At 65.4% G+C, this 25,812-nt stretch carries 26 protein-coding genes; 15 read left to right on the top strand and 11 right to left on the bottom strand.

The genetic code is table 11. The annotated features are described in order from the left end of the window. Nucleotides 1–6: 6 nt before the first annotated feature. The 6 genes from C7411_RS08615 (at nucleotide 7) to C7411_RS08590 (ending at nucleotide 7,318) form a co-directional block, all read left to right on the top strand. Nucleotides 7–978: an ABC transporter permease subunit gene (locus C7411_RS08615; protein WP_110383400.1), complete on the top strand. Its 972-nt coding sequence runs from the start codon at nucleotides 7–9 to the stop codon at nucleotides 976–978. Next, nucleotides 975–1,886 carry an ABC transporter permease subunit gene (locus C7411_RS08610; protein ID WP_110383399.1) on the top strand — a complete coding sequence of 304 codons (912 nt, stop codon included), beginning with the start codon at nucleotides 975–977 and terminating at the stop codon, nucleotides 1,884–1,886. Before C7411_RS08615 ends, C7411_RS08610 begins: the two co-directional genes overlap by 4 nt. Before the next feature lie 100 nt (nucleotides 1,887–1,986). Beyond that, on the top strand, nucleotides 1,987–3,570 hold the full coding sequence (locus C7411_RS08605) for a DUF3138 family protein (protein ID WP_110383398.1): 1,584 nt from the start codon (nucleotides 1,987–1,989) through the stop codon (nucleotides 3,568–3,570). A gap of 61 nt (nucleotides 3,571–3,631) precedes the next feature. Then, on the top strand, nucleotides 3,632–4,924 hold the full coding sequence (locus C7411_RS08600; protein ID WP_110383397.1) for an NAD(P)/FAD-dependent oxidoreductase: 1,293 nt from the start codon (nucleotides 3,632–3,634) through the stop codon (nucleotides 4,922–4,924). Then, nucleotides 4,924–6,228 (top strand): NAD(P)/FAD-dependent oxidoreductase, encoded by a 1,305-nt coding sequence (locus tag C7411_RS08595; RefSeq protein WP_110383396.1) that lies wholly within the window; start codon nucleotides 4,924–4,926, stop codon nucleotides 6,226–6,228. Before C7411_RS08600 ends, C7411_RS08595 begins: the two co-directional genes overlap by 1 nt. 115 nt (nucleotides 6,229–6,343) lie before the next feature. Continuing rightward, nucleotides 6,344–7,318: an aldo/keto reductase gene (locus tag C7411_RS08590; protein ID WP_110383395.1), complete on the top strand. Its 975-nt coding sequence runs from the start codon at nucleotides 6,344–6,346 to the stop codon at nucleotides 7,316–7,318. On the opposite strand, the gene pdxR is transcribed toward C7411_RS08590, so the two are convergent. The 4 genes from pdxR to C7411_RS08570 all read right to left on the bottom strand — a co-directional run bounded on the left by pdxR (nucleotide 7,266) and on the right by C7411_RS08570 (nucleotide 11,559). Continuing rightward, nucleotides 7,266–8,816 (bottom strand): MocR-like pyridoxine biosynthesis transcription factor PdxR, encoded by a 1,551-nt coding sequence (gene pdxR / locus C7411_RS08585; protein ID WP_110383394.1) that lies wholly within the window; start codon nucleotides 8,814–8,816, stop codon nucleotides 7,266–7,268. The genes C7411_RS08590 and pdxR overlap by 53 nt on opposite strands. Nucleotides 8,817–9,015: 199 nt before the next feature. After that, the gene (locus C7411_RS08580) at nucleotides 9,016–9,597 is read right to left on the bottom strand and encodes a DUF3501 family protein (protein WP_110383393.1); all 582 of its coding nucleotides are present in this window, start codon (nucleotides 9,595–9,597) and stop codon (nucleotides 9,016–9,018) included. Between the two features lie 39 nt (nucleotides 9,598–9,636). Beyond that, nucleotides 9,637–10,989: a heterodisulfide reductase-related iron-sulfur binding cluster gene (locus tag C7411_RS08575; RefSeq protein WP_110383392.1), complete on the bottom strand. Its 1,353-nt coding sequence runs from the start codon at nucleotides 10,987–10,989 to the stop codon at nucleotides 9,637–9,639. 147 nt (nucleotides 10,990–11,136) lie between these two features. Then, entirely contained in the window at nucleotides 11,137–11,559 is a 423-nt protein-coding gene (locus C7411_RS08570; RefSeq protein WP_069261580.1) for a rubrerythrin family protein, read from the bottom strand. A gap of 307 nt (nucleotides 11,560–11,866) precedes the next feature. Here C7411_RS08570 and C7411_RS08565 point away from each other — a divergent pair, with 307 nt between their 5' ends. The 3 genes from C7411_RS08565 (at nucleotide 11,867) to C7411_RS08555 (ending at nucleotide 13,551) form a co-directional block, all read left to right on the top strand. Continuing rightward, a complete protein-coding gene (locus C7411_RS08565; protein WP_042268533.1) occupies nucleotides 11,867–12,226 on the top strand; it encodes a DUF3564 domain-containing protein in 360 nt (119 codons plus the stop codon). Nucleotides 12,227–12,469: 243 nt separating this feature from the next. Further along, nucleotides 12,470–13,258 carry a DNA/RNA non-specific endonuclease gene (locus C7411_RS08560; protein ID WP_110383391.1) on the top strand — a complete coding sequence of 263 codons (789 nt, stop codon included), beginning with the start codon at nucleotides 12,470–12,472 and terminating at the stop codon, nucleotides 13,256–13,258. A gap of 32 nt (nucleotides 13,259–13,290) precedes the next feature. Next, on the top strand, nucleotides 13,291–13,551 hold the full coding sequence (locus C7411_RS08555) for a hypothetical protein (RefSeq protein ID WP_110383620.1): 261 nt from the start codon (nucleotides 13,291–13,293) through the stop codon (nucleotides 13,549–13,551). A 27-nt stretch (nucleotides 13,552–13,578) separates the two neighbouring features. Here the strand turns inward: C7411_RS08555 and C7411_RS08550 are convergent, their stop codons facing one another. Next, entirely contained in the window at nucleotides 13,579–14,820 is a 1,242-nt protein-coding gene (locus tag C7411_RS08550) for a dienelactone hydrolase family protein (protein ID WP_110383390.1), read from the bottom strand. Between the two features lie 80 nt (nucleotides 14,821–14,900). Next, on the bottom strand, nucleotides 14,901–15,542 hold the full coding sequence (locus C7411_RS08545; RefSeq protein ID WP_110383619.1) for an HAD family hydrolase: 642 nt from the start codon (nucleotides 15,540–15,542) through the stop codon (nucleotides 14,901–14,903). A gap of 254 nt (nucleotides 15,543–15,796) precedes the next feature. Here C7411_RS08545 and C7411_RS08540 point away from each other — a divergent pair, with 254 nt between their 5' ends. Beyond that, nucleotides 15,797–16,336: an Mpo1 family 2-hydroxy fatty acid dioxygenase gene (locus C7411_RS08540; protein WP_110383389.1), complete on the top strand. Its 540-nt coding sequence runs from the start codon at nucleotides 15,797–15,799 to the stop codon at nucleotides 16,334–16,336. An 18-nt stretch (nucleotides 16,337–16,354) separates the two neighbouring features. On the opposite strand, the gene rarD is transcribed toward C7411_RS08540, so the two are convergent. Next, entirely contained in the window at nucleotides 16,355–17,248 is an 894-nt protein-coding gene (gene rarD / locus C7411_RS08535; protein WP_110383388.1) for an EamA family transporter RarD, read from the bottom strand. Between the two features lie 464 nt (nucleotides 17,249–17,712). Between rarD and egtD the strand changes: the two genes are divergently transcribed. Beyond that, nucleotides 17,713–18,717, top strand: coding sequence for an L-histidine N(alpha)-methyltransferase (egtD, locus tag C7411_RS08530; RefSeq protein ID WP_110383387.1), 1,005 nt, complete (start codon nucleotides 17,713–17,715; stop codon nucleotides 18,715–18,717). A 66-nt stretch (nucleotides 18,718–18,783) separates the two neighbouring features. Here the strand turns inward: egtD and C7411_RS08525 are convergent, their stop codons facing one another. Next, the gene (locus C7411_RS08525) at nucleotides 18,784–19,080 is read right to left on the bottom strand and encodes an acylphosphatase (RefSeq protein ID WP_110383386.1); all 297 of its coding nucleotides are present in this window, start codon (nucleotides 19,078–19,080) and stop codon (nucleotides 18,784–18,786) included. A 134-nt stretch (nucleotides 19,081–19,214) separates the two neighbouring features. Here C7411_RS08525 and hpnA point away from each other — a divergent pair, with 134 nt between their 5' ends. Further along, a complete protein-coding gene (hpnA, locus tag C7411_RS08520) occupies nucleotides 19,215–20,237 on the top strand; it encodes a hopanoid-associated sugar epimerase (protein WP_110383385.1) in 1,023 nt (340 codons plus the stop codon). A gap of 14 nt (nucleotides 20,238–20,251) precedes the next feature. On the opposite strand, the gene C7411_RS38080 is transcribed toward hpnA, so the two are convergent. After that, nucleotides 20,252–20,776, bottom strand: a complete 525-nt coding sequence (locus C7411_RS38080; RefSeq protein ID WP_243413094.1) for a hypothetical protein — start codon at nucleotides 20,774–20,776, stop codon at nucleotides 20,252–20,254. Between C7411_RS38080 and C7411_RS38075 the strand changes: the two genes are divergently transcribed. After that, nucleotides 20,777–21,085, top strand: coding sequence for a hypothetical protein (locus tag C7411_RS38075; protein ID WP_243413093.1), 309 nt, complete (start codon nucleotides 20,777–20,779; stop codon nucleotides 21,083–21,085). A gap of 82 nt (nucleotides 21,086–21,167) precedes the next feature. Here C7411_RS38075 and C7411_RS08510 read toward each other — a convergent pair whose 3' ends face one another. Both C7411_RS08510 and hpnC read right to left on the bottom strand, forming a co-directional pair. Next, the gene (locus C7411_RS08510) at nucleotides 21,168–22,346 is read right to left on the bottom strand and encodes a glycosyltransferase (RefSeq protein WP_110383383.1); all 1,179 of its coding nucleotides are present in this window, start codon (nucleotides 22,344–22,346) and stop codon (nucleotides 21,168–21,170) included. After that, the gene (hpnC, locus tag C7411_RS08505) at nucleotides 22,343–23,212 is read right to left on the bottom strand and encodes a squalene synthase HpnC (RefSeq protein WP_110383382.1); all 870 of its coding nucleotides are present in this window, start codon (nucleotides 23,210–23,212) and stop codon (nucleotides 22,343–22,345) included. The genes C7411_RS08510 and hpnC overlap by 4 nt, the downstream gene beginning before the upstream one ends. Nucleotides 23,213–23,631: 419 nt before the next feature. Here hpnC and ispH point away from each other — a divergent pair, with 419 nt between their 5' ends. After that, nucleotides 23,632–24,576: a 4-hydroxy-3-methylbut-2-enyl diphosphate reductase gene (gene ispH, locus C7411_RS08500; protein WP_110383381.1), complete on the top strand. Its 945-nt coding sequence runs from the start codon at nucleotides 23,632–23,634 to the stop codon at nucleotides 24,574–24,576. 12 nt (nucleotides 24,577–24,588) lie between these two features. Next, nucleotides 24,589–25,740 (top strand): adenosyl-hopene transferase HpnH, encoded by a 1,152-nt coding sequence (hpnH, locus tag C7411_RS08495; RefSeq protein WP_110383380.1) that lies wholly within the window; start codon nucleotides 24,589–24,591, stop codon nucleotides 25,738–25,740. Nucleotides 25,741–25,812 lie beyond the last annotated feature (72 nt).

Raw genomic sequence — 25,812 nt, 5'->3', positions numbered from 1 at the left:
TCAATCATGAGTACCACTCTTCACACCACGCCGCGATCCGGCCGCGCAGCCGCAGATGCGCGCCGCGGCGCGCTCGCGCGCCTGTTCTCGCGCTTCGTGCCGTCGGGGCGCACCGCCGTGATCAGCGTGCCGTTCATCTGGCTCACGCTGTTCTTCGCGCTGCCCTTCGTGCTCGTACTGAAGATCAGCTTCGCCGACCAGGTGATGGGCATTCCGCCCTACTCGAACCTGGTCGAGATGAAGGACGGCATGGTGCACTTCGCGCTGCAGCTCGGGCACTACGCGTTCCTGCTGCAGGACAGCCTCTACATCGCCACCTATCTCAGCTCGCTGAAGATGGCGGCGGTCTCCACGATCTTTTGCCTGCTGATCGGCTACCCGATCGCCTATTACATCGCGCGCTCGAACCCGGCCACGCGCAACCTGCTCATGATGGGCGTGATGCTGCCGTTCTGGACGTCGTTCCTGATCCGTGTCTACGCGTGGATCGGCATTCTCAAGGACGACGGCCTGCTCAATCACGCGCTCATTGCCCTCGGCCTGATCCATTCGCCGCTGAGGCTCTATCACAGCGACGCGGGCGTCTATATCGGCATGGTCTATTCGTACCTGCCCTTCATGGTGATGCCGCTCTATGCGCACCTCGTGAAAATGGACCTCACGCTGCTCGAAGCCGCCTACGATCTGGGCGCCAAACCGTGGGTGGCGTTCACGCAGATCACCCTGCCGCTTTCGAAGAACGGAATCATCGCGGGCAGCCTGCTCGTGTTCATTCCCGCGGTGGGCGAGTACGTGATTCCCGAACTGCTCGGCGGCGCCGACACGCTCATGATCGGCCGCGTGATGTGGGACGAGTTCTTCAACAACATGGACTGGCCGATGGCCTCCGCCGTCACCGTGGCGATGGTGCTGCTGCTGCTCGTGCCCATGGCGATCTTTCAGTACTACCAGGTCAAGGAACTGGAGGAAAGCAAATGATCAAGCCCAACCGCGCGCTCTCAACGAGCGTTCTCACGCTCGGTTTCCTGTTCCTCTATATCCCGATCATCAGTCTCGTCGTCTACTCGTTCAACGAGTCGAAACTGGTCACGGTGTGGTCCGGCTTCTCGCTCAAGTGGTATTCGGCGCTGCTGCAGGACGAAGAGTTGCTGAGCGCCGCCTGGCTCTCGCTGAAGATCGGCCTCATGACGGCATTCGCCTCGGTTGTGATCGGCACATGGGCCGGCTTCGTGCTCGCGCGCATGGGGCGGTTTCGCGGCTTCACGCTCTACACGGGCATGATCAACGCGCCTCTCGTGATTCCCGAGGTCATTCAGGGCATCTCGCTGCTGCTGCTCTTCGTCGCGCTCGAACAGATGCTCGGCTGGCCCAAAGGCCGCGGCATCGTGACGATCTGGATCGGCCACGTGATGCTGTGCGTGTCGTATGTCGCGATCATCGTGCAGTCGCGAGTGAAGGAGATGAACAAGTCGCTCGAGGAAGCCGCGCTCGATCTCGGCGCCACGCCGCTCAAGGTGTTCTTCGTCATCACGCTGCCGCTCATCTCGCAGGCGCTGCTCTCGGGCTGGCTGCTCTCGTTCACGCTTTCGATCGACGACCTCGTGCTTTCCGCGTTCCTTTCCGGACCGGGCTCCACCACGCTGCCGCTCGTCGTGTTCTCGCGCGTGCGCCTCGGTCTGAACCCGGAGATGAACGCGCTCGCCACGCTCTTCATCAGCGCGGTGACGATCGGCGTGATCGCCGTGAACTATCTGATGAGCGCACGCGAGAAGAAGCGCATGCGCGACATGCAACTCGCCTTCGTCCAGCCCGATGCGGCCGAAGCCATTACGCCAGCCGCGCCCGCCGGCGCGGTGGGTGCGCCGATCGGCCGTCGCGCCGCCTGATGAGGATTGCCATGCAAGAAGGGGCGGCATGCGCCGCCCCTCACCGAACCCGAACCCGAACTCGCACTGCCTGCAATAACGACCAACAAGGAGAATTTCGATGAAGAAGAAGTTAATCTGTCTGCTGGTGGCCGGGGCGCTGCCAGGGCTCGCGCTAGCGGACTCGACCAGCGAACAGATCAAGGCCCTGCAGGCGCAGCTGAACGCCCTGCAAAAAGAGGTGAAATCGCTCAAGACCGAACTGGCGCAATCGAAGACCCCGGCGAAGACGGCGGCCGCAGCGCCGGTCGTACCGGCCACCGCGGCCGCGCCGGTCGTGGACATCACCTCGCCCGATTACGGCAAGGCGCCCGCGAACCTGACCAACGACCAGGTCGACGCGATGAAGCAGCAGATCGCGAGCCAGCAGCTCAAGGTCGATTCGCTCACCGACGCCGCCAATACCGGTCCGCTCGCGGGCCTGTCGATCACGGGCTATATCGACCCGACATACATCTACAACCGCGCGCCGGGCACTTCGTCTTTCCTGTTCGCGAACCATACGGGTGCGTATAACTACTTCAACAGCACGTTCGGCGATGTCTACCTCGACATCAAGAAGACCTTCGGCGTGGGCCCGATGGCGCCTTCGGCCGAAATCACGCTCATGCCCAACCGCGGCAACGGCATCACGCTGCTGCAGAACGAGCATGGCGAGATCGGCAACAACATCCTGAATACGGCTGTCGTTACCATACCGGTGACTTCCACGGGCACGTTCGTCGCCGGTCTCATGCCGAGCTTCGGCGGCTACGAGGTGCAGCAGTCGAACCAGATGCTCACGCTCACGCATAACCTGCTCTACGACTTCTCGGATCCGGGCAGCTATGTGGGCATCGGCTGGAACTACACGCCGGACGGCAGCAAATGGGCGTTCAAGTTCATGGTCGGCAACGAGCAGTACCGCACCAATGGCGCAGTCGTGCAGACGGGGCAGAACGCGCTGGGCGACCCGATCACTACCAGCAACAGGATCCCGACCTTCACGGCGCGCGCGGATTACACGTGGTCGAGCGCACTCGACATTGGCGGCTCGTTCAATATCGGCCGCCAGACGCTGCCGAGCGCGTTCGATCCGACGACGGGTCAGGCCGCGTATGGCGTGGGTGGCCAGGCATCGAGCTCGGGCGGCTACTTCTTCTTCGGCGAAATGGACGCGACCTACACGCTCGCGGACATCCAGTACAACGCCGAAGTCGATTACGGTCAGCAGCAGCGCGCGGCGTTCAACGGCGGCAACGCACAGTGGTACGGCTTCTCGCTGCTCGCGCACCGCAAGTTCAATGCGCCGGTGGTGGGCCGCATGGGCGTGACGGCACGCTACGACCTGCTCGCGAACGGCAAGAACGGCGGCGGCGGCGGCGGCATCGTGCTCAACTCGAACGGCATGGACCCGTACAACGGCTTCGGCATCGGTGCGGACTGCCTGGCAAACTCGAAGGCCGGCGGCGGCTTCGGCTTCGAGTGCAAGGGCGCAACACGCCAGGACGTCGCGCTCGACCTGCTGTTCTACCCGACGCAGCAGATCCAGGTGAAGGTGGAATATCGCCACGACTGGGCCACGCAGCGCGTGTTCCTGAACAGCGACGGCTCGTACAGCAAGAGCAACGACTTGCTGGGCGCGCAGTTCATCTACTCGTTCTGATGAAGTCGCGGCGGGCGCCGGCCTCGTGCTGTCGCCCGCCGCTTCCCGATTCGCTTTCGCCATGCTCAAATTCGCCAATCAGCCTCATGCCCCGTCCTGGTATGCGGCCACCGCCAACGACACCACCGCGCATCCGGCGCTCGAAGGTGCGCTCGGCGCCGATGTCTGCGTGGTCGGCGCAGGCCTTACCGGGGTTTCGGCCGCGTTGAATCTCGCCGAACGCGGCCACCGCGTCGCGCTCGTGGAAGCCTCGCGAGTAGGGTGGGCTGCAAGCGGGAGAAACGGCGGGCAGTTGATTGGCGGTTTTGCCTGCGGTATCGATACGTTCGCGCAGTTCATGCCCGAAGCCGAGGTCCGGCAGATCTGGGACATGGGCCTGGAAACGCTCGACATCGTGAAGCGGCGCGTCAGGCAGCACAACATCGACTGCGCGCTCACGGCGGGCTATTTCACCGCCGCGAACAAGGCGCGCGACGTGGAGGCGCTCAAACGCTGGCGCGACGAGGCGGCGCAGCGCTTCGGCTACGACCGCTTCCAGTACGTGGACGGCGACGATGTGGACCGCTACGTGGCGTCGTCGCGCTATCCCGGCGGCCTCTACGATCCCGATAGCGGACACCTGCATCCGCTGAACTACACGCTCGGGCTCGCGCGCGCGGCGGTCGAAGCCGGCGTGCGCGTGTACGAAAACAGCCCCGTCACACGACTGCGCGAAGAGGGCGGCGCGCATGTGGTCGAAACCGCGCGCGGCAACGTGCGCGCGAAATTCGTCGTGCTCGCGTGCAATACGTATCTGGGCGATCTTGCACCGGCGCTCTCGCGCAAGATCATGCCCGTGGGCACCTATGTGATCGCCACGGAAAAGCTCGGCGCCGAACGCATGAATGCGCTGATGCCTGCTCAGGCCGCCGTCTGCGACAGCCGCTTCGTGCTCGACTACTTCCGTCCCGCCGCGGACACGCGTCTGCTCTGGGGCGGCAAGGTGAGCTATTCCACCTTCGCGCCGCCCAATCTGGGCAAAGCCATGCGCCGCGACATGCTAAAAACGTTTCCGCAACTCGCCGATGTGGAAGTCGAATATGCGTGGGGCGGCTACGTGGACATCACGATGAACCGCGCGCCGCACTTCGGCCGCCTCTCGCCGACGGTCTATTTCGCGCAGGGCTTCTCTGGCCACGGCGTGAACGTCACGGGCCTCGCGGGCACGCTGATCGCCGAAGCCATTCACGGCCAGGCCGCGCGCTTCGACCTGTTCGGCAAGATCCGTCACCGCGATTTCCCCGGCGGCGCTACACTGCGAACCCCTGCCCTCGTGCTCGCGATGGCCTGGTATCGAATGAAGGACCTGCTTTGATGACACTCGACCTCGACGCCCAGGCGGACGCCCTCGCCCGCCACTCGTACTACGAAGCCACCGCCACGCGCCCCGCCGACGACGACCCCGTGCTCGAAGGCACGCTCGACGCGGACGTGTGCGTGATCGGCGCGGGCTTCGCCGGGCTCTCGGTCGCGCTGGAGTGCCGCGCACGCGGCCTTTCGGTCGTGGTGCTCGACGCCCATCGTCCCGGCTGGGGCGCCTCGGGCCGCAACGGCGGGCAGACGCTCGTGGGCTTCGCGAAAGACGAAGTGCTCGAAAAGCAGCTCGGCGCGCAGGGCATACGCGCAGCGTGGGCGCTCTCCATCGAGGGGGTGAACCTCGTACGCGAGCGCATTGCGCGTTTTGGCATCGATTGCGACTTCACGCCGGGCTATCTGACCGTTGCAACGAAAGCGAAGCGCGTACCCGATCTACGCGCATGGATGGACGCGGCGCGCACGCGATGGGGTTACGATCGGCTCGAATGGCTCGACACCGACGCCACGCGCGCACGCGTGGCATCGCAGCGCTATATCGCGGGCGTCTACGATCCGGTTTCCGGGCATCTGCATCCGCTCAAGTACTGTCTGGGTCTCGCCGCCGCCGCGCGCCGCGAAGGCGCGCAACTCTACGCACATACGCGTGCGCTCGAAGTCGTACGCGGTGCACGGCCCGTCGTCAGAACGGCGCAGGGCGAAGTGCGCTGCCGCTTCGTGGTGTCGTGCTGCAACGCGGCGCCAGGCGGCGTGCTGCCCGGCAGCGTGGCCGCGCGCATCGCGCCCATCGCCTCGTACATCATCGCGACCGAGCCGCTGGGCCGCGAGCTGGCCGACTCGTTGATCGCGCAACGTTCTGCCGTGTGCGACAACAACTTCTTTCTCGACTATTTCCGCGTCTCGGCGGACAACCGCATGCTGTTCGGCGGCCGCGCCGATTCGACAGGCGCCGCGCCCGAGCGCCTGACAGCGGCCATGCAAACGCGCATGCGCGACACGTTTGCGCAGCTCGCCGGCGCGCGCGTGGAATACGCATGGGGCGGCTTTGTCGACGTCACGCGCAACCGCGCGCCCGACTTCGGCGCGATCGACCCGAATTATTACTACGTGCAAGGCTTTTCGGGGCACGGTGTCGCGCTCACGGGCATTGCCGGACGTCTCGTTGCGCAGGCCATCGTCGGCGAGCGCGCCTCGTTCGATCTGTTCGCGCAACTGCGGCACGCGCGCTTCCCCGGCGGCCCCGCCTGGCGGCGGCCCGCGCTCGAAATCGGCATGCTCTATCACCGCGTAATGGAAATGTTCTGACGCGGCACGCGCTGCACGTTCTTCCGGCCTGTTATACCCTTGCGAAAGTCCGCCGCCCTCGCGCGGCGCACGCACTTCTTCCGCCTGAATCGTCTCTTCGCAAGGAGCACCCGCAATGGATTACGTCAATTTCGGCTCGACAGGGCTGCAGGTTTCGCGTCTTTGTCTCGGTTGCATGACCTACGGCGTGCCCGAGCGCGGCACGCACCCGTGGACGCTCGGCGAGGACGCCAGCCGCCCGCTTATCCGCCAGGCACTCGACGCCGGCATCAACTTCTTCGACACCGCGAACACCTACTCCGACGGCACTTCGGAGGAGATCGTCGGGCGCGCGCTGCGCGACTTCGTCAAACGCGACGACATCGTGCTCGCCACGAAGGTGTACAACCGCATGCGGCCCGGCCCGAACGGCCAGGGGCTGTCGCGCAAGGCCATCCTCACGGAGATCGACCATAGCCTCAAACGGCTCGGCACCGATTACGTCGATCTCTATCAGATCCATCGCTGGGACTACAACACGCCCATCGAAGAAACGCTCGAAGCGCTGCACGATGTCGTGAAGGCCGGCAAGGCGCGCTATATCGGCGCTTCGTCCATGTACGCGTGGCAGTTCAGCAAGGCGCTCTACACCTCGCGCCAGCACGGCTGGACGGAGTTCATCAGCATGCAGGATCACGTGAACCTGCTCTATCGCGAAGAAGAGCGTGAAATGCTGCCGCTGTGCGCCGATCAGGGCATTGCCGTGATGCCGTGGAGCCCGCTCGCGCGCGGCCGCCTCACGCGCGACTGGAACGAAACGAGCGAGCGAGCGGCCACCGACAAGTTCGGCGAGACGCTCTACGGCGCCGATGCGGACAAGGCCATCATCGATGCGGTCGCAACCATTGCGCGGGCGCACAATGTCTCGCGTGCGCAGGTCGCGCTCGCGTGGCTGCTGCACAAGCCCGGCATCACGTCGCCGATCATCGGCGCGTCGAAACCGCAGCATCTCGAAGACGCTGTCGCGGCGCTCTCGCTCAAGCTCTCCGACGAAGAGATCAAGACGCTCGAAGCGCCCTATCTGCCGCATGCGGTTGCAGGCCATCAGTAAGCGACGAAGCCGCTGACAGACGCTCGCGCACGATGCGTGCGAGCGTCTGCATGAGCGTGTCGGCGACCTGCGGCGGCGTTTCCGCATAGCCGAGCAGGAAGCCGTTGTAGCGCGTGGCGTCGGGTGCGTCGACACCATCGACGCCATCGGCACAGTACGCGCTCAATGGCGAGAGATGCAGGCCGTGTGCACGCGCGGCTTCGCTCACATCGGCGTCGGAAAGCGGCGCGTCGAGGCGCACGCTCAAATGCATGCCGCCCGCGTCCGCCGACACCGTCATCACGCCGGCCAGATGTTTGTCGATGGCGGCGACGAGGCCGTCGCGGCGCTCTTCGTAGAGCTTGCGCATGCGCCGCAAATGGCGCGCGTAGCGCCCGCTTTCGATGAATTCGGCCAGCGCAAGTTGTTCCGCCACGCGCCCCTGGCGCACGAGCGTGTGATGCGCCTGCGCGAACTGTGCCGTCACGCGCCGCGGCACGATCATGAAGCCGATGCGCAGCGCCGGAAACAGCGTCTTGCTGAAGGTGCCGAGATAGATCACGGGCGCATCGTCGGCGAGGCCCTGGATCGACGGCAGCGGCGGCCCGTCGTGACGCAGCTCGCTGTCGTAGTCGTCCTCGACGATCCACGCGCCGCACGCGCGCGCCTGCTCGATCAGCGCGAGCCGCCGCTCGAGGCTCAGCACGCAGCCCAGCGGATACTGATGCGACGGCGTGAGATAAACGAGTCGCGGCGGCCGCTCGCGCCAGTCTTCGGAGCGCGCCGCCATGCCCGCCGCATCCACGCTCATCGGCACGAGTTGCAGACCCGCGGCCGCAAACGCCACGCGCGCGCCGAGATAGCCCGGATTTTCGATCCACGCGCGTTCGCCATGATCTGCGAAGAAACGCGCGCACAAGTCAAGGCTCGACTGCGTGCCGTCCGTGACGAATACCTGGTCGGGTTGGCAGCGCACCCCGCGCGACACGCGCACGTATTGCGCGATCGCCTGACGCAACGCGGGCATGCCCGCGCTGTCGCCATAGCCGAGATCGAGCGCGCGCAACTCGCGCAGCGCGCGCTCGACCGCCGTGCGCCATTGCGCGTAGGGAAACGCGTCCAGTGCGGGCACACCCGGGCGCAGCGCCTTCGAACCGTCGCGGCCCGAACGGCGCGGCGGCAGTTCGCGCACGCGGCGCGCAAGCGCAGGCACAGGTTCTTCGCGCTGCGCGGTGTGTGCCGGCGTTGTCGCTGCGCCGGCGCTGATTGCGTTGACGACCGAACCGTGGCGCGTCGCGCTGACGAAGCCCTCTTCCACGAGCCGCTCATAGGCATAGAGCACCGAATTGCGCGCGATACCGAGCTGCTCCGCGAGCGCGCGGCTCGACGCGAGGCGCGTGCCGCGGCCAATGTCGCCGTCGAGAATGGCGAGGCGCAGGCTCTCGTAAAGCAGGTCCTGCTGCGTGAGCTTGCGCACGGCGCGCTTCGCATAGGCCGTCATCATCAACGCGTAGTCCAAACCCGTGGCTCCATTGTTTTCGGTTTCGGCAGGACCAACAATGGTGCCACAAACCGCTTACGCTTGGGAGTCCGGGCTAGCCTGTCAACAAGGAGAAGGAGACAACACATGACGGACACGACGCTTCAGGTCCGCGCCGTCGCACCCGGCGATTTCGCTGCGTGGCTACGTTTGACAAGCCGTGTGAAGCGCCGCAGCCTCAGGCGAGATCCTTGAGCAACGAGGCGCGCACCTCGCCGTCGATGGTCTGCGTCGGCACGCGGTAATTCGGATGATCGCAGCCTATCGCGAGCGCGGCCCCCTCGCGCAAACGGGTTTTCATCTGCGGCGTGAGTTCGAAGCGGACGAAATGCACCGCCGAGGTCTTTTCGGCGTTCTCGCGTTCGAGGTCCTCGTCGGCAATCGCGTAGACGGGCGGCTCGCCGTCCACCTGGACGAACACCTTGTCCTCTATGCCGATCAGCCGCGCCAGCGCCGCGCGCCGCTCGACTTCGCTCTCGTACTCGAGCTGCATGGTCGCCTTCAGGTTGTCGCCGTCGGGCACGAGCGGCAGATAGGCCGCCAGTTCGCCCTGAATGCCGTCTTCGTCGAAGATCTTTTCGATGTGCAGCATCTCCTGGATCTGGTAGCGGATCGTCGTCTCGTCCTCGAACAGGAACGTGAGGTGATTGCCGAGCGACACCGCGCGCTGCTTCTTGTGCTCGATGATGCGTTTGCGCATGTCGCCCCGCACCCTGGCGTAGGCTTCCAGCGTCAACAGCGAATTTCTCGCGATCGTCATGAGTCGTGCCTCGTGAATGTTGCGCTTTGGCATCCGTGCCTAAATGCCATAGGCGCGGCGCAGCAAGGTAATGGGGTGAGCGAGCGGCGGCTCGCCCAGCTGGTTCTCTTCGATGCCCTGCGCAATGTGATGCCCTGCGAGCTGGCAATCGGACGAAATGAAGTTCGGCCCGGCCTGGCCTGGCTCGGCCTGCCCCATCTGCTTGAACACGGGCGTGCCGATCTTCATCGACATGGCGTGGAATTCCTTCTTCACGCCGAACGTGCCCGCGTGTCCCGAACAGCGCTCGACCACGGTCACCTTCGTTTCGGGCACGAGCGAAAGCAGGTCGAAAGTCTTGCGGCCGATGTTCTGCACGCGCGCATGACACGGCACGTGATACGACACGTTGCCGAGCGGCGAGCGGAAATCGGTCTTGAGCAGGCCGTCGCGATGACGCGCCACGAGATACTCGAACGGGTCCCAGAACGCGTCGCTCACGGCTTTCGTGCTGGCGTCGTCGGGGAACATCAGCGGCAGTTCGTGCTTGTACATGAGCACGCAGCTCGGCACCGCGCCGATCAGTGCATACCCTTCGCGCGCGTAACGCGCGAGCATGGGCATGTTCTGCGACTGCTTGTGCGCCACGCCCTCCAGGTTGCCCTGCTCCAGCAGCGGCATGCCGCAGCACCATTCGCTCTTCACCAGTTCGTAGGGAATCTCGTTGTGGTCGAGCACTGCGAGCAGGTCGTGGCCGATGCCCGGCTCGTTGAAGTTCACGTAGCAGGTCGCGTAGATGGCGACCTTGCCCGGCGTGCGTTCGCCGTCGCGCACCTCGCTCGAAGCCGCGCGTTTGGCAACGTTACGAAACTTGTGCGTAGCGAAGTCGGGCAGCCACGCCTTGCGGTCGACGCCCAGCATGTCCTCCATCGCACCGCGCATCGCCTTCGTGTGATTGATGGCGTTGACCGCTTGCGTCACGACGGGAATGCCGGCGATCTGGCCGAGCGCGTCGGTATTCGAGAGCACGCGGTCGCGCAGCTTCACTTCGCCCTTGCGGTAGTGAACGGCCTTGGCGCGCAGCATCAGATGCGGAAAGTCCACGTTCCACGGATGCGGCGGCACGTACGGGCACTTCGTCATGTAGCAGAGATCGCACAGGTAGCACTGGTCGACGACCTTGTCGAAAGAGGCCTTGTCGACGTCGTGCGCTTCGCCGGTATCGGTTTCGTCGACGAGATCGAACAGCGTGGGAAACGCGCCGCAGAGCGACACGCAGCGCCGGCAGCCCGCACAGATATCGAACACGCGCGCGAGTTCCGTATCGAGCTGGGCCTGGTCGTAAAAAGCGTCGGATCGCCAGTCGAGCGGATGGCGGGTCGGCGCTTCGAGACTGCCTTCCTTGTGGGGCATGACGTCTCCTTCTTTTATTTATCAGCCAAATACGCGGCTTGAACGAGCGCGCGCATACGCGCGCCGGTGCTGGCCCGGCACGCGAAACAACATGCGCGCGCGTCATGCGTGCGTGCCGTCAGGCACGCGAGCGATGCCCGGCCCGCCTCAGTCCGCCAGCACGTCCAGCGCCTTCGTATAGCGGTTGGCGTGGCTGCGCTCTGCCTTGGCGAGCGTCTCGAACCAGTTCGCGATTTCGTCGAAGCCTTCGTCGCGCGCGACCTTGGCCATGCCGGGATACATGTCGGTGTATTCGTGCGTTTCGCCCGCAATTGCCGCCTGCAGATTCAGCCGCGAAGTGCCGAACGGCAGCCCGGTTGCCGGATCGCCTACCGCTTCCAGATATTCCAGGTGGCCGTGCGCGTGGCCGGTTTCGCCTTCGGCGGTCGAGCGAAACAGCGCCGCGACATCGTTTTGTCCTTCTACGTCGGCCTTGGCTGCGAAATACAGATAACGGCGGTTGGCCTGTGATTCGCCGGCAAATGCATCCTTGAGGTTCTGTTCCGTCTTCGAGCCCTTTAGCTGTGCCATCTGTGCCTCCATCGTTCGACCTGATATGTGGGGACGCGACGCCATTCGCCTTCGTGCGATGCAACATGAGCGGGCGAACTTGCCGCACTATCAATCTAGGTTGTGGCGATTGCGTTCCCAATTGTGATTTTCAATCCCGCCGATAGCGTAGCCGGGTTTACGCGGGCAGAAATGGGCATGAATGGGGCCGGTCCAGGCACGCGCCGTGCGCGCGGCGATCTGTCCTGCACTCTTCGCTTTGCGCGTGCGCGGAGTCGTCCTAGACTTTGAAATTGCCGACGCGCCCGATCCATATTGCGGAGATGCCATGCGACTTACGATCCTGATCAACGGTTCCGATCCGACCGTCAATCACGACTATGCAGTGCTCTGGCTCGACACCGACCAGCAACGCTGGTCCCGCGAGTCTCACGAAGGGATCGACCTGCCGGAATGGGGTGAATTGCGCGACGTGAATGGTGTCACGTCGCTATGCGCGCCGCTCGAAAACGAGCCGCTGTGCACGCTGCGCGGCCTGCATGTGAACCGCCGCCAGGAAATCAGTTCCGCACACGGCGACGCGACATGGTCGTGCGAAACCTCGCACTCGCCGATGGAAGGCCAATGGCGCCTCCAGGCTGTGGACCGCCAGATGGTCCGCGCGGAGCATTCGCTTTTTGCAGGCTGAGTCGTTGTTGATGATCTGATCGATTGAATGCAGGCGGCATCATTTGCCGTCTCGCTCCTCGCGCAGCAACGCAACGCTGCCGCGCCCATTGCTTCTGTTTGTGCATCACCTCCTGCTTGCGCCCGCCCTCTCGCGGGCGCGCGTTTTTTTGCGCCGCGTTTTTTCTCCCGCCTCCACGCGTCGTCATGCGCCCGCTATACTTTCAGCCCGCTTGATCCCACCCCAGTCCAGCCTGTCCTTTCGATGAAGAAGCTGTTTGCCTCGCTTGTTGCCTCCCTGCTGCTCGCCGCCGCGAGCCATACAATCGCCGCACCGGCCTGTTCGCAATTCGTGCCAGACGGCCAGTTCCCGACGCTCACGAATCAGCGCATGGCGCCGAAAACGCGCATGCTTTGCTATGCGGATTTTGTCGTGCTGCATTCGGGCGTCACACACGGGCCGCTGTGGTCCGCCGAGCATCTCACGCGCGACCATCTCGAAGCCGCGAAGGACATGACGCGCACTAACCGCTTCTTCGAAGACGACCGGCTGCCCGAAGGCGAAGGCGCGACGCTCGCCGACTACAAACGCAGCGGCTTCGACCGTGGCCATATGAGCCCGGCGGGAAACCGATGGAATGCGCAGGCCATGGCGGAATCGTTTTCACTCGCCAACATCGTTCCGCAGAATCGCGAGAACAACCAGCGCCTTTGGGCCCATATCGAAACCGCGGTGCGCAAGCTCGCATCGAAGTATGGCGAAGCCTATGTCGTGACCGGCCCGCTCTTCACGGGCGCGCAGCTCCAGACGATCGGCGCGACGCGCGTGCTGGTGCCGACGCAGATCTTCAAGGTCGTGTACGTGCCTTCGCAGCAGCTCGCGTTCGCGATCGTCGCGGACAACACGGCTGCCGATCGCTACGACGTGCGCCCGGTGCGCGACCTCGAAGCGCAGAGCGGCATTGCGTTCCCGGGCATTCCGGCGAATGTCGCGGCAAAGGAAAAAGTCTCGTTCAATGGCCGCGGCTTTGCCGTGAGCAAATGGGGCTGGTAAGCGCGCCCATCATGCAGAAGGAGGATCGAACGGTGTTCGACGCATACGCAAACGACAACGATGTGCTCAACGTGCAAGGCGACGCGCTCACGCTCACGAACGGCACGACGCGCGTGACGCTCGCCGGCACGCTGGAACTCACGCGCGACAAGCGCGGCCTCGCCGCCGCGCTGGCGCTGAAGGCGGCGCTCGACGACGTCGTGAAGAAGCTGCAGGCCGACCCGCACCTGCCCGCGAAGGTCGCCGACGAGCCGGACCAGAAGCCCGGCGTCGCCGACAATCCGTTCAACTGATCACGCGCACGCGAAACGTGCGCGTGGTTAGAACGGCTTGCCTTCGCTCTCGCGCCACGCGCGCGCCATGAGCGTGTTCGACGGCAGCGTTTCGTCGAGCAGCTTCTTCGCGCTCTGCGCGCCCGCGATCGGCAGGCCGGTGGGATCGATCGCGCCGATCTGCGCGAGCACCGAAGCCTGGTCCCAGTAGATGTGCTCGTTATAGAGCTTGTTGCCGCGAAAGCAGATCACGGCGAGCATCGGGACTTCGAAGTATTTGCCCGTGGGCGCGAGGCCCGGCAGCAGCCAGTCGATCTCGCGGTCGTGCGTGCAGCAGAAGATGAACTCGTCCACCACGCGGTCCGAGCCGATCGTGCGCGAGATCGGGATCAGGCGCGTGTCCTGCGGGTTCGAATGCACGAAATGGTGCGTGTAGAAGCGCTTGAGTTCGTCGTGGCCCACGCCGCCCGTCATCGTCGGAATGTGGTTGACGTAGGGCTGCGCGACCATGGTCGGCATCACATCGCTCGGGTTGCGCGCGACGAACTCGTGATAGCAGTGCGCTTCCCACAGCGCGTTGAAGTCGTAGATCGGGCCGAGCACGCGGCGCAGCATGGCGAGCGTGCGCGAGTAGGCCATCATCGTGGCGGGCCTGTCGTAGGTCTTGCGCGAAGACGAAGCGAACGCGTGATCGCAGCCCGGGTACGTATACAGCTCGACGTGAGGCTTGCCCGCCAGCCCCTGCGCGATGCGCTCGCGCGTGGCGGCGTCGCAGTGGGCGTCGTCGGCGCCGAAGTGCAGCATCAGGGGACACGTGATGCGCGCGGCTTCGTCCAGATGGTTTTCGAGCCCCACGGCGTAATAGCCGATCGCGCAATCGACATCGGTGCGCGCCGCGCTCAGATACGCGAGCTTGCCGCCCAGGCAGAAACCCACCACGCCGACCTTGCCGCGATGCTGCGCATGCGCGCGCAGCGCGGCGAGCGTTTGCGCCACGTCCTGCATCGCGAGGTCGACGTCGAAGCGCTCGTAGAGCGAGAACGCCTTCTGCGCGTCGGCGCCTTCGTAGCCGAGATCGACGTTCGGCTCCAGACGCCAGAACAGGTCCGGCACCATCACGACGTAACCTTCCTCGGCGTAGCGGTCGGCGAGCGCGCGCATGTAGCCGTTCACGCCGAAGATCTCCTGCAGCAGGACGAGGCCGGGGCCGCTACCTTCGGGCGGCAGCGCCGTGTAGGCGCGGAACTCGCCGCCGTCGTGCGACTTCACCTGGGTCCATTGTCCGTTCATCGGGGCTGTCTCCTCTCTTCGGTTCGGTTAGTTGCCGTAGATTAGCGTCGATCTCGCCCCGCTGCAGCGCGTCGCGCCATTCACGCCGCGCCGAAGCCGCCCGTCACCGCGAGCGGCGGCAGCGCCGACTCCCCGCGTATCCACGCGTACTGCGCAAGCTCGGCCATTTCCTTGTCGCCGCGGCTGTCGCCATAAGCGTAGAGCGTGGCGGGCGCATTCGCCCCCCACCACGCGCGCAGGCGCGCGACCTTCTCCGGCCCCCAGCAGTTGTTGCCCGCCAGACGGCCCGTGTACACGCCATCGCGCCATTCCAGTTCGCTCGAAAGCACGGTGCCGATGCCGACCGTCTGTGCCCACATGCGCAGGTAGATCGACGGCGACGCGCTCACGAGCACGACCTCGTGCCCGAGCGCCTGGTGTTCGGCCACGCGCGCGAGCATGTCGGCGCGCAACAGCGCGGGGAGGCGGCGCTCGACGAAGCGCTGCGCGGCGGCTTCGAGCACCTCGCGCCGCACGCCTCCCATCGCGGCGTAGAGAAAGCGCGCCTTGGTCGGCCCGCGCGGCGACCAGCCGAGCGGAACGCCGACGAGCGAGGGCAGGCAGCGCAACGCGGCGGCGGCGAAGCGGGCGGGGCCGGCAGCGTCGAGCATGAACGCGCGAAAGCTGTCGGACGTGGTGATGGTGCCATCAAAGTCGAATGCGGCGACGACGCGGTCGTTCATGAAGCGATAGGGGCCTGGCGTGGAAGAAAAGGCGACGCGGCTGCGCGCGCCGAACGCGCCGACATTGTCGGCGCAAACGCGATCCTGCTGCAATGCAGCCAGGCTGCGCTCCATGATATTGACGTAATTCGTCAACATGCATCGATATGGACGCGCATTGATGCCGTAGCGTGAACGCGAGATCCTTCGGCCAGGCGAAGGTTTGCGCCCGTCAGCCCGACGATCATAATGTTCCAGGAGACAGAGGGACACCCATGAGAAACCTGACCGAGCAACTCACCCAGTACGCGGCTTATCACCGCGACGCGCGCAACATCGGCACCCATTTCGTCGGCATTCCGCTCATCGTGCTCGCGCTCGCAGCGCTGCTTTCACGCCCGGTGATCGCGCCCGGACTGCCGCTTCCCGTCTCGCCCGCGTGGCTCCTGTTCGGCGCCGCGACGATCTACTACCTCGTGCTGGACATACCGCTCGGCCTCATGATGGCGATCGCCTCCCTCGCTTGCGTGGCCTTCGGCGCATGGCTCGCGCAACAAGGCACCGCCGCGTGGCTGGGCGGCGGCGTGGCGCTGTTCGTGGTCGGCTGGATCTTCCAGTTCGTCGGGCATATCGCGTGGGAGCATCGCAAGCCCGCATTCGTCGACGATCTCATCGGCCTCATGATCGGGCCGCTCTTCGTGCTCGCCGAAGCGCTCTTCAGCATCGGCTGGCGTCCGCAGTTGCGTGCCGCCATCGAGGCGAAGGCGGGACCTGTGCGTATCAATCCGCCGCGCGCCCGGCAAGCGCAGCAGTAAGCGGCCGTTGAAAGGTCCTCAGCGCTCGAACCGTACGAGCCGCGCCGCGTGCACCGCCGTGAGCGCGACGGCGAGCCAGATCGGCACGTAAGTCCCGAGTTCGCGCATGCCGAGGTGCTCCCCCAGCAGCGTGACCGAAACGATCACCAGCAGCACCGGCTCGACATAGCCGAGGATGCCGAAGAGCGCCATCGGCAGCAGCCGGCTCGCCTTCAGGTAGGACGCGAGCGCGACGGTGCTGAGCACGCCGAGTCCGGGCAGCAGCACGAAGGCGAGGAACTTGTGCGCCTCGACCAGCGCGAGCGAGCCGCCCGCGCGGGCTTCGATCGCCGCGACCGGCACGAGCAGCAGCATCTCCACGGCGAAGGTGACGAGCGAATCCGCGTGAATTTTGCGGCGCAGCACGAAATACGGCGGATAGCCGAACGCGACCAGCAGCGTGGGCCACGAGAACGCGTGCGTCGTCCACAACTCGTGCGCCACGCCTACGGCGGCGCACGCCACGGCGAGCCATTGCAGCGGTTCGAGGCGCTCGTGATAGTAAAAGCGGCCCACCAGCACCATGATGAGCGGCAGCAGGAAATAGCCCAGCGACACCTCCAGCATGCGCCCGTGCAGCGGCGCCCACAGAAACACCCATAGCTGCGAGCCCAGCAGCGCGGCGCTCGCCACCAGTGCGAGCGCGGTGCGCGGCTGCGTCACCATGCGCGCGACGAGCGCGCGCAATTGCGGCGCGCGCTTGCGCAACACCAGCAGCGCCAGCGCGCCGGGCGCGGTCCAGATCACGCGCCACGCGAAAATATCGAGGCCGCCGAGCGGCGCGAGCAGGAGCGTATAGGCCGACATCAGCGCGAACAGCGCCGAAGCGCCCACGGAAAGCGCAATGCCGCGCCCGGGTTCGTACGGGTTCATCGGCAGGCGCGGGGACGCGAAGCGTAAATGCGGGAATCGCGAGCGGCGCGAAGCGTAGATTTGGCACGCGCGGGTAAAAACGTTGTCATTTGAATTGGATATTGAATAAGGCGCGGGCCGGCGAAAGCGCCGGCGAGACCGCATTCTAGTCGCGTTTGGGCGGCGGCAGGCGGCGCAAACCCGCACCGGACAAAGCGGGCACACGCCGTGCTCGCTTTGCGAGCCAGGTGCGGCCGAGCAATTTAGTCCGGCAGATCACGCCGCGATGGACTAGAACGTAAGTCTCGCCACGCCAGCCCGCCGTCGCCTTGACTGGCTGGATTTCGCGGCTGGAATTCGCTTCGACAAGCGAGATTTCACCGGTCCGCTGGAGCCGCGCCCGGCTTATCCCCGAGCGCCACGCCTTCGCCCGCCGCCGCGACTCACGACGCCGTCCCCAACGTCCAACGCCCCCTGGAGCCCGCATGCCATTTTCTGCGCCCCGCCCCGCCGTTGCCGACCCCGCCGGAGCATTTGCCCTTTCGCCTGCCGCCAGCGCATTCGCCGCCGAAGTGCGCGCCGGTTTGATGCGCTCGCCCCAAAAGGAACTGCCGTCGAAATATTTGTATGACGAAGTCGGCTCGGCGCTCTTCGAGGTCATCACCGTGCTGCCCGAATACGGCGTCACGCGCAGCGAGGAGCGCCTGCTCACGCGCTACGCGTCCGAGATCGTCGAGGCGCTGCCCTCCGATGTGACAGTTGCCGAACTCGGCAGCGGCAGCGGCCGCAAGACGCGCCGCATTCTCGAAGCGCTCTGCCGCAAGCGCCCCACGTCGTACTGCCCGATCGAGATTTCGCGCACCGCGCTGCAACTGTGCCGGCGCGAACTGGCCGACATCGAGCGCATTTCGATCGTCGGCTATGAGCGCGACTATCTCGCCGGACTTTCCGAGGTGAGCCGCCAGCGCAAAGACGGCGAGCAACTGCTCGTGCTCTTTCTCGGCAGCACGATCGGCAACTTCGCACGCCTCGCGGCCACGCGCTTTTTGCGTGACATCCGTGCGATGCTGCGCCCCGGCGACACGCTGCTGCTCGGCACCGACCTCGTGAAGCCCGTGGAGACGCTGATCGCCGCCTACGACGACGCCATCGGCGCCACGGCCGCCTTCAACCTGAACCTGCTGTCGCGCATCAACCGCGAGCTGGACGCCGACTTCGACCTGCACGACTTCGAGCACGTCGCGCGCTTCAATCCGGACGTGCGCAGTATCGAGATGCATCTGCGCGCGAAGCGCGACGTGCACGCCGAGGTGCGCTCGGCGAATCTCAGCGTCGAGATCGGCGCAGGCGAGACGATCTGGACCGAGAGCAGCCACAAGTACCACGCCGACGAAATCCCGGCGATCGCCGCCGACGCGGGCTTCGAATGCACGCGCCAGTGGGTCGAGAAGGATTGGGGATTCGCGGAAAGCCTGCTTGGAGTGAAGTAAGCGTCGCCTGCAACGAAAAAGCGGTGCGCCGGCAATGGGCGCACCGCTTTTTTTATCGGGCGAATTTCAGTGCTGCTCGAAGCGTTCGTAACGTTTTTCAGTCAGCCGTTCCTCGCTTTCCACCGAGTTCACGCGCGCGGCGGGCGGCCCGTGGCGCAGCCACGAAAGCATGCGGTCCACCTGGTTCGCCGTGCCCTGGATCACGGCTTCGACCGAGCCGTCCTCCATGTTCGCGACGTAGCCGCGAATGCGCAGCGCGTGCGCCTGGCGCACCGTCGCGTGACGAAAACCCACGCCCTGCACCGTCCCGCGCACGCGCACGTAATACGTTTCGAGGCGCGTATCCAGATCCGGTTCGCTCATTGTTCGTTTCTCCATGCATCCTTTACGGTCGGCATTGTAGACGCCAACGCGCGCACGCGCCGGGCCCGCGCCACGTACAATCCGTGCCACGCCGCGCACGCGGCGCCGTCACCGAACCTGGAAACGACCCTGCAATGACCGACACCTCCCGAGCCAACCGCGATCTCGTCCTGATCACCGGAGCATCCGGCTTCGTCGGCTCGGCCGTCGCCCGCATCGCGCAGGAAAAGGGTTATGCCGTGCGCCTGCTGGTGCGCGCGACGAGCCCGCGCAAGAACCTCGAAGCGCTCGACGCCGAAATCGTCACCGGCGACATGCGCGACGCCGCCTCCATGCGAAAGGCGCTCGACGGCGTGCGCTACCTCTTCCACGTCGCCGCCGACTACCGCCTGTGGGCGCCCGATCCGCACGAAATCGAGCGCGCCAACCTCGAAGGCGCCGAAGCCACCATGCGCGCGGCACTCGACGCGGGCGTGGAGCGCATCGTCTACACGAGCAGCGTGGCCACGCTGAAGGTCACGAGTTCGGGCGACTCCGCCGATGAAACCTCGCCGCTCACCCCCGAGCAGGCGATCGGCGTATACAAGCGCAGCAAGGTGCTTTCCGAGCGCGCCGTGGAGCGCATGATCGAGCGCGACGGCCTGCCCGCCGTGATCGTCAATCCGTCGACGCCGATCGGCCCGCGCGACGTGAAGCCCACGCCTACTGGCCGCATCATCGTCGAAGCGGCCACGGGCAAGATTCCCGCGTTCGTCGACACCGGCCTGAACCTCGCGCACGTGGACGACGTGGCCAACGGCCACTTCCTCGCGCTGGAGCGCGGGCGCATCGGCGAGCGCTATATCCTCGGCGGCGAGAATCTGCCGCTGCAGCAGATGCTTGCCGACATCGCCGGCATGGTGGGCCGCAGGCCGCCCACGATCGCACTGCCGCGCTGGCCGCTCTATCCGCTCGCGATGGGCGCCGAAGCCGTGGCGCGCTTCACGAAGCGCGAGCCGTTCGTGACCGTCGATGCGCTCAAGATGTCGAAAAACAAGATGTATTTCACGTCGGCGAAGGCAGAGCGCGAGCTCGGCTATCGCGCGCGGCCGTATCAGGAGGGCTTGAAGGATGCGCTCGCCTGGTTCCGCGAAGCGGGGTATCTGAACGGCAAATGAGCGCTAAATGAGCGCTAAATGAACGCGGAACAAACGCGAAATAAGCGCGAAACAAGCGCCCCTGCGGAAACTGTTACAACTTTTCCTGCGACATGCGTACAACGCCTGAAGGGCAATGCGCGCGACCTGCGGGTAAAATCGCGGGTCTTACCTGAGAAGCTCGCATGAATCTTCAAGACCAGATTGGCGTGCTCGAAGCGGGCGTCGATCAGCTCCTTCAGGCCGCCGCCGCGCACGCACCGCGCGCCGATGAACGCGCCGCCGCCGTTCCCCAGCAGGAATCTCCCGTTGCAAAGAGCGATACGGAGCATGCCGTCGCTGTAGAGCCGCGAGCCGTTACTGTCGATACGGTCGCGGATACTGCCGATGCTGCCGCGGCCGTTGATGCCGTTGATGCCGTTGATGCCGTTGATGCCGTTGATGCCGTTGATGCCGTTGATGCCGTCGAAGCCGCAAGCGCAACCGCGACCGACACTGCCGAAGCCGTCGAACCCGCCGCCGAGGCGGCCAACGCCGCGCATGCGCAGCCGGAACTGCACGTGGCACGTCCGTCGCAAAACGAGATCACGCTGACGATCGGCGGCCAGACGGTGACGCTCAACGCGCTGCAAGTCGGCCAGATGATCGAGGAGCTGTCGAATGCGCGCGCCTCGATGCAGCCCGAACCGCCGCCGGGCATTCCGCCAGGCTGGCGGTTCGCATCGACGAGGAATCCGATGATGGCCGTGCAGAAACAATCCAACGGCGACCGCTTGCTGGTGCTGCGCCACACGGGCCACGGCTGGGTGCCGTTCACGTTCTCGCCCGACATCGTCGTGCAGATGTACATGCTGCTCACGCAGCGCTAACGCGCGAGCGGGCATCGATAAAGCAAAAAAGCCGTCGAAACCGACGGCTTTTTTGCATTTGCGGCGCCTGGTTACGAGCGCTTCAGCGCCCCTGCACCGGCGCCTGCACGCGCGCCTTCCACTGGCCGCCCTTGCCGCGCCAGAAGCGCCAGGCCGAAGCGAACGTCGCGCCCACGTAGAACAGCGCAACGAGCGGCAGGAACGGCGCCCACAGCGGCGAGCGCCGGTAGTAGGCGAGCATGGGCGAATACGCGCAGCACATCAGCGCCCACGCGATCCACGCGGGCCAGCCCTTCGGCCCGAGCACGAGCGCGACCACGGGCGGCGCGAGATAGATGATCGTCATGCCGAGAAGCGTGCCCGCGAGCTGCCACGCCGAGTAATGCAGCTGCGTAAACGCCGTGCGCGCGATCATGTTCCAGATGTCCTTCCACGAATCGTACGGGCGCAGCGACACGCTCTTCGCGGCGACGTCGAGCCGGATCGGATGATGCCCTTCGCCGCGATGCTTGATGCGCGCGGCGAGGCTGCAGTCGTCGATCAGCTCGGCGCGGATCGATTCGATGCCGCCAGCCTCCTCGAGCGCCTGGCGGCGCACCAGCATGCAACCGCCGGCCGCGGCCGCCGTGCGGTTCTTCGGGTTGTTGACCCACGAGAACGGATACAGCTTCGCGAAGAAAAACACGAACGCCGGAATCAGCGCCTTTTCCCAGAAGGAGTCGCAGCGCAGCCGCACCATCAGCGAGACGAGGTCGCGGCCTTCGGCCTGGGCGCGCACCACGAGCTGCGCGAGCGCTTCGGGCGGATGGCCGATGTCGGCGTCGGTGAGAAGCAGGTAGTCGGCGGGCAGCTTGAGCGTGCGCACCGCCTCGATGCCCTGCGACTGTGCCCACACCTTGCCCGACCATCCCGCCGGCAGCGGCCTGGCCGTAATCACGCTGAGCTTTTCAGGGCACTGCAGCGCAAGCGCGGCGGCGCGTGCGGCCTGCGCGGTGCCGTCGGTGCTGTGGTCGTCGATCACGACCACGTGAAATTCGCCGCCGTAGTCCTGCTGGAGCAGCGAGGTCACGGCCTCGCCAATCGCGTCGGCCTCGTTGCGCGCCGGCACCACGGCGCACGCGGCAGGCCAGCCGGCCGCGGGCTCGACGAGCGGCAGCGGCTCGGCCGGGCGCGCGCGCCAGAAACCGCCGCGCCCGAACAGCAGCACGAGCCAGATCAGCAGCGAGAGACAGGAGACGGCAAACAGTATGGTCGTAGTCATGCGTTGTTACTCTCGATCGAAGGGGCGCGCACGCCCACGCGGCGCGACAGCCACATGGCCGCCGTGCGCAGGAGCACCACGGCCCAGTCGGGTGCGCGCAGCGCAGGCCGCGCGCGGAACACATCGTAGCCGCCGCGCTCGATGATTTCGAGCACGCGCAGTCCGCCATGCACGACGCTGCATAGCTCGAGGCCGAAGCGCCCCGGCACGCGCAGCGCGAGCGGCGCGCCGCTGATCATCAGCGAGCGCGCGCGCGCCGCCTCGTGTGCCATCAGCGCGCGCCAGGCGTCGTCCACCCTGCCCGCGGCGATCTGCGCTTCGGTTACGCCGAAGCGTTCGCGCTCGGCGAGCGGCAGGTAAATGCGGCCGCGCGCCCAGTCGGCGCTCACGTCCTGCAAGAAGGTGACGAGCTGCAAGGCGGTGCAGATCGCATCGGAATCGGCCAGATTCTCGGGCGTCGCTGCGTGGATCAGATGCAGCATCAGATGGCCGACCGGGTTCGCCGAGCGCCGGCAAAAATCCAGCAGCTCGAAGCGGTCGGCATAGCGCGTCGTGTCGATATCCTGATCGAACGCCGCAACGAGGTCGTAAAACGGCTCGAGCGGCAGGCGGCACTCGCGCACCACGTCCGCGAGCTTCGCGAACAGCATGGGGTGCACGCGTGCGGGCCGGCCTTCGGCCACGGCGTTCAGGCCTTCGCGAAAATCGGCGAGGCGCGTGTGGCGCTGCCCGGGGCTCCAGTCGCCTTCGTCCGCGATGTCGTCGAGCGTGCGCGCGACGTGGTAGATCACGCCGACAGGCGCGCGCAGCGCCTTCGGCAGCAGTACGCGCGCTACCGGAAAATCGTCGTAGTGGTCGGGTTCCATCAAAGGCGTCCAGAATGGGGTCGTATCTCCGGTCGCCATCCAGGCAACACGCGGGACGCGATATTTTAAGGGTTCCGCGGGTATGTTGCACCGCGCAACCCGGGGCGCCGGATTCGGACGACGTCCATGGCGGCGCGCGAGGCGCTTTGAGCAGGCCATGCCGCATGCCGCGGGAGCGCCGCGCAGCAGGGTTTTCGGGACAACCTGGACGCTGCCCGGGCGCCACCGTCGCGCGCACGCCGCACCCGCGAGTGCTCCACGCAGCAAAGGAAAGGCGAAGGGGTTAAAATGCGCGTCTGGTTTTTACTCCGTCACCCCTTTGGCGGATTTTTGCATCCTTAATAAATAGACAGCCGCCGGCGATCAGGTCATTTTTACCGACTTGCTCGCCTTTTGCGGTAGTCGGAGTTCGCCACCCTATGCGAGTGATCCTTGCCCAACCCCGCGGCTTTTGTGCGGGGGTTGTCCGCGCTATCGAAATCGTCGATCGCGCACTGCAGAAACACGGCGCGCCGGTCTACGTGCGCCATGAAATCGTCCACAACCGTCATGTGGTCGAAAACCTGCGCAACAAGGGCGCGCGTTTCGTGGAAGAGCTCGACGAAGTGCCGGAAGGCGCCGTGGCGATTTTCAGCGCCCACGGCGTGGCCAAGACCGTGGAACGCGCCGCCGAGGAACGCGACCTCGACGTGCTGGACGCCACCTGCCCGCTCGTCACGAAGGTTCACGTGCAGGGCCGCCAGTACGTCGCGGCGGGCCGCACGCTGATCCTGATCGGGCATGCCGGCCACCCCGAGGTGGAAGGCACGATCGGCCAGATTCCCGGCACCGTGCTGCTCGTGCAGAGCGAAGCCGATGTCTCGAAGCTCGATCTGCCGCTCGATGCACCGCTCGCGTACGTGACGCAAACCACCCTTTCGGTGGACGACACGCGCGGCATCATCGACGCGCTGCTCGCGCGGTTCTCCGACATCGTCGGACCGGACACGCGCGACATCTGCTACGCGACGCAGAACCGCCAGGCCGCGGTGCGCGAACTGTCCGATCAGGTGGACGTACTGCTCGTCGTCGGCGCAACGAACAGCTCGAACTCGAATCGTCTGCGCGAGATCGGCAGCGAAACGGGCGTGCCGAGCTATCTCGTTGCCGACGGCTCGGAAGTGAAAGCCGAGTGGTTCGCCAATGTGAAAACGGTCGGCATCACGGCCGGCGCATCGGCGCCTGAAGAAATGGTTGAGAACGTCATTGACGCGCTGCGCGCGTTGGGGCCTGTCGAGGTGTCGACGATGGCGGGCCGTGAAGAAAAAGTCGAATTCAAGCTGCCGTCGAAGCTCTTGCAACCGCTCGTCGCGCGCGAAGTTTAAGGAGGACACGCTTTGTCTATTCCGCTGCTACAAAAAGTCCGCGTTGGCTCGTACATCTTTCGCCAGCATTTCAGCGGCAACAAGCGCTACCCGCTCGCGCTCATGCTCGAGCCGCTGTTCCGCTGCAATCTCGCCTGCAATGGCTGCGGCAAGATCGACTATCCGGATCCCATTCTGAACCAGCGCCTGTCGCTGGAGGAATGCCTCGAAGCCGTCGACGAGTGCGGCGCGCCGGTCGTTTCCATCGCGGGCGGCGAACCGCTGCTGCACAAGGAAATGCCGCAGATCGTGAAGGGCATCATGGCGCGCAAGAAGTTCGTGTATCTCTGCACGAACGCGCTGCTCATGGAAAAGAAGATGGACGACTACCAGCCGAACCCGTACTTCGTCTGGTCGGTGCACCTCGACGGCGACCGCGAAGCGCACGACCACTCGGTCTCGCAGGAAGGCGTGTACGACAAGGCCGTCGCGGCCATCAAGGAAGCCAAGCGCCGCGGCTTCCGCGTGAACATCAACTGCACGCTGTTCAACGACGCCGTGCCCGAGCGCGTGGCGAAGTTCTTCGACACGGTCGGCGAGATCGGCGTGGACGGCATCACGGTGTCGCCGGGCTATGCGTATGAGCGCGCGCCGGACCAGCAGCACTTCCTGAACCGCGACAAGACCAAGAACCTGTTCCGCGAAATCTTCAAGCGCGGCAACAACGGCAAGAAGTGGTCGTTCAGCCAGTCGAGCCTGTTCCTCGACTTCCTGGCCGGCAACCAGAGCTACCAGTGCACGCCGTGGGGCAACCCGGCACGCACGGTGTTCGGCTGGCAAAAGCCCTGCTATCTGGTCGGCGAAGGTTACGTGAAGACCTTCAAGGAGTTGATGGAAACCACCGACTGGGACAAGTACGGCACCGGCAAGTACGAGAAGTGCGCGGACTGCATGGTCCACTGCGGCTTCGAGGCAACGGCCGTGATGGACACGGTCGCGCATCCGCTCAAGGCAGCGCGCATCGCCCTCTCGGGCCCGCGCACGACGGGCGCGTTTGCGAAGGACATCCCGCTCGAAGGCGCGCGTCCTGCCGAGTACGTGTTCTCGCGTCACGTCGAGATCAAGCTCGAAGAGATCAAGAACGCCGCCAAGACGAAGAAGCCGGCTACGGTCGCGGCTAGCTAAAGCGGTTTTCGCCACCGGCGAATGAAACGCAAAAAGGGCGCAACGGTTTTAGCCGTTGCGCCCTTTGTCTTT

It is taken from the genome of Paraburkholderia silvatlantica (assembly GCF_003096715.1).
Lineage (GTDB): Bacteria > Pseudomonadota > Gammaproteobacteria > Burkholderiales > Burkholderiaceae > Paraburkholderia > Paraburkholderia silvatlantica.
Note: the sequence above shows the minus strand (reverse complement) of the source record. Positions and strands in the feature narration are given on the sequence as shown.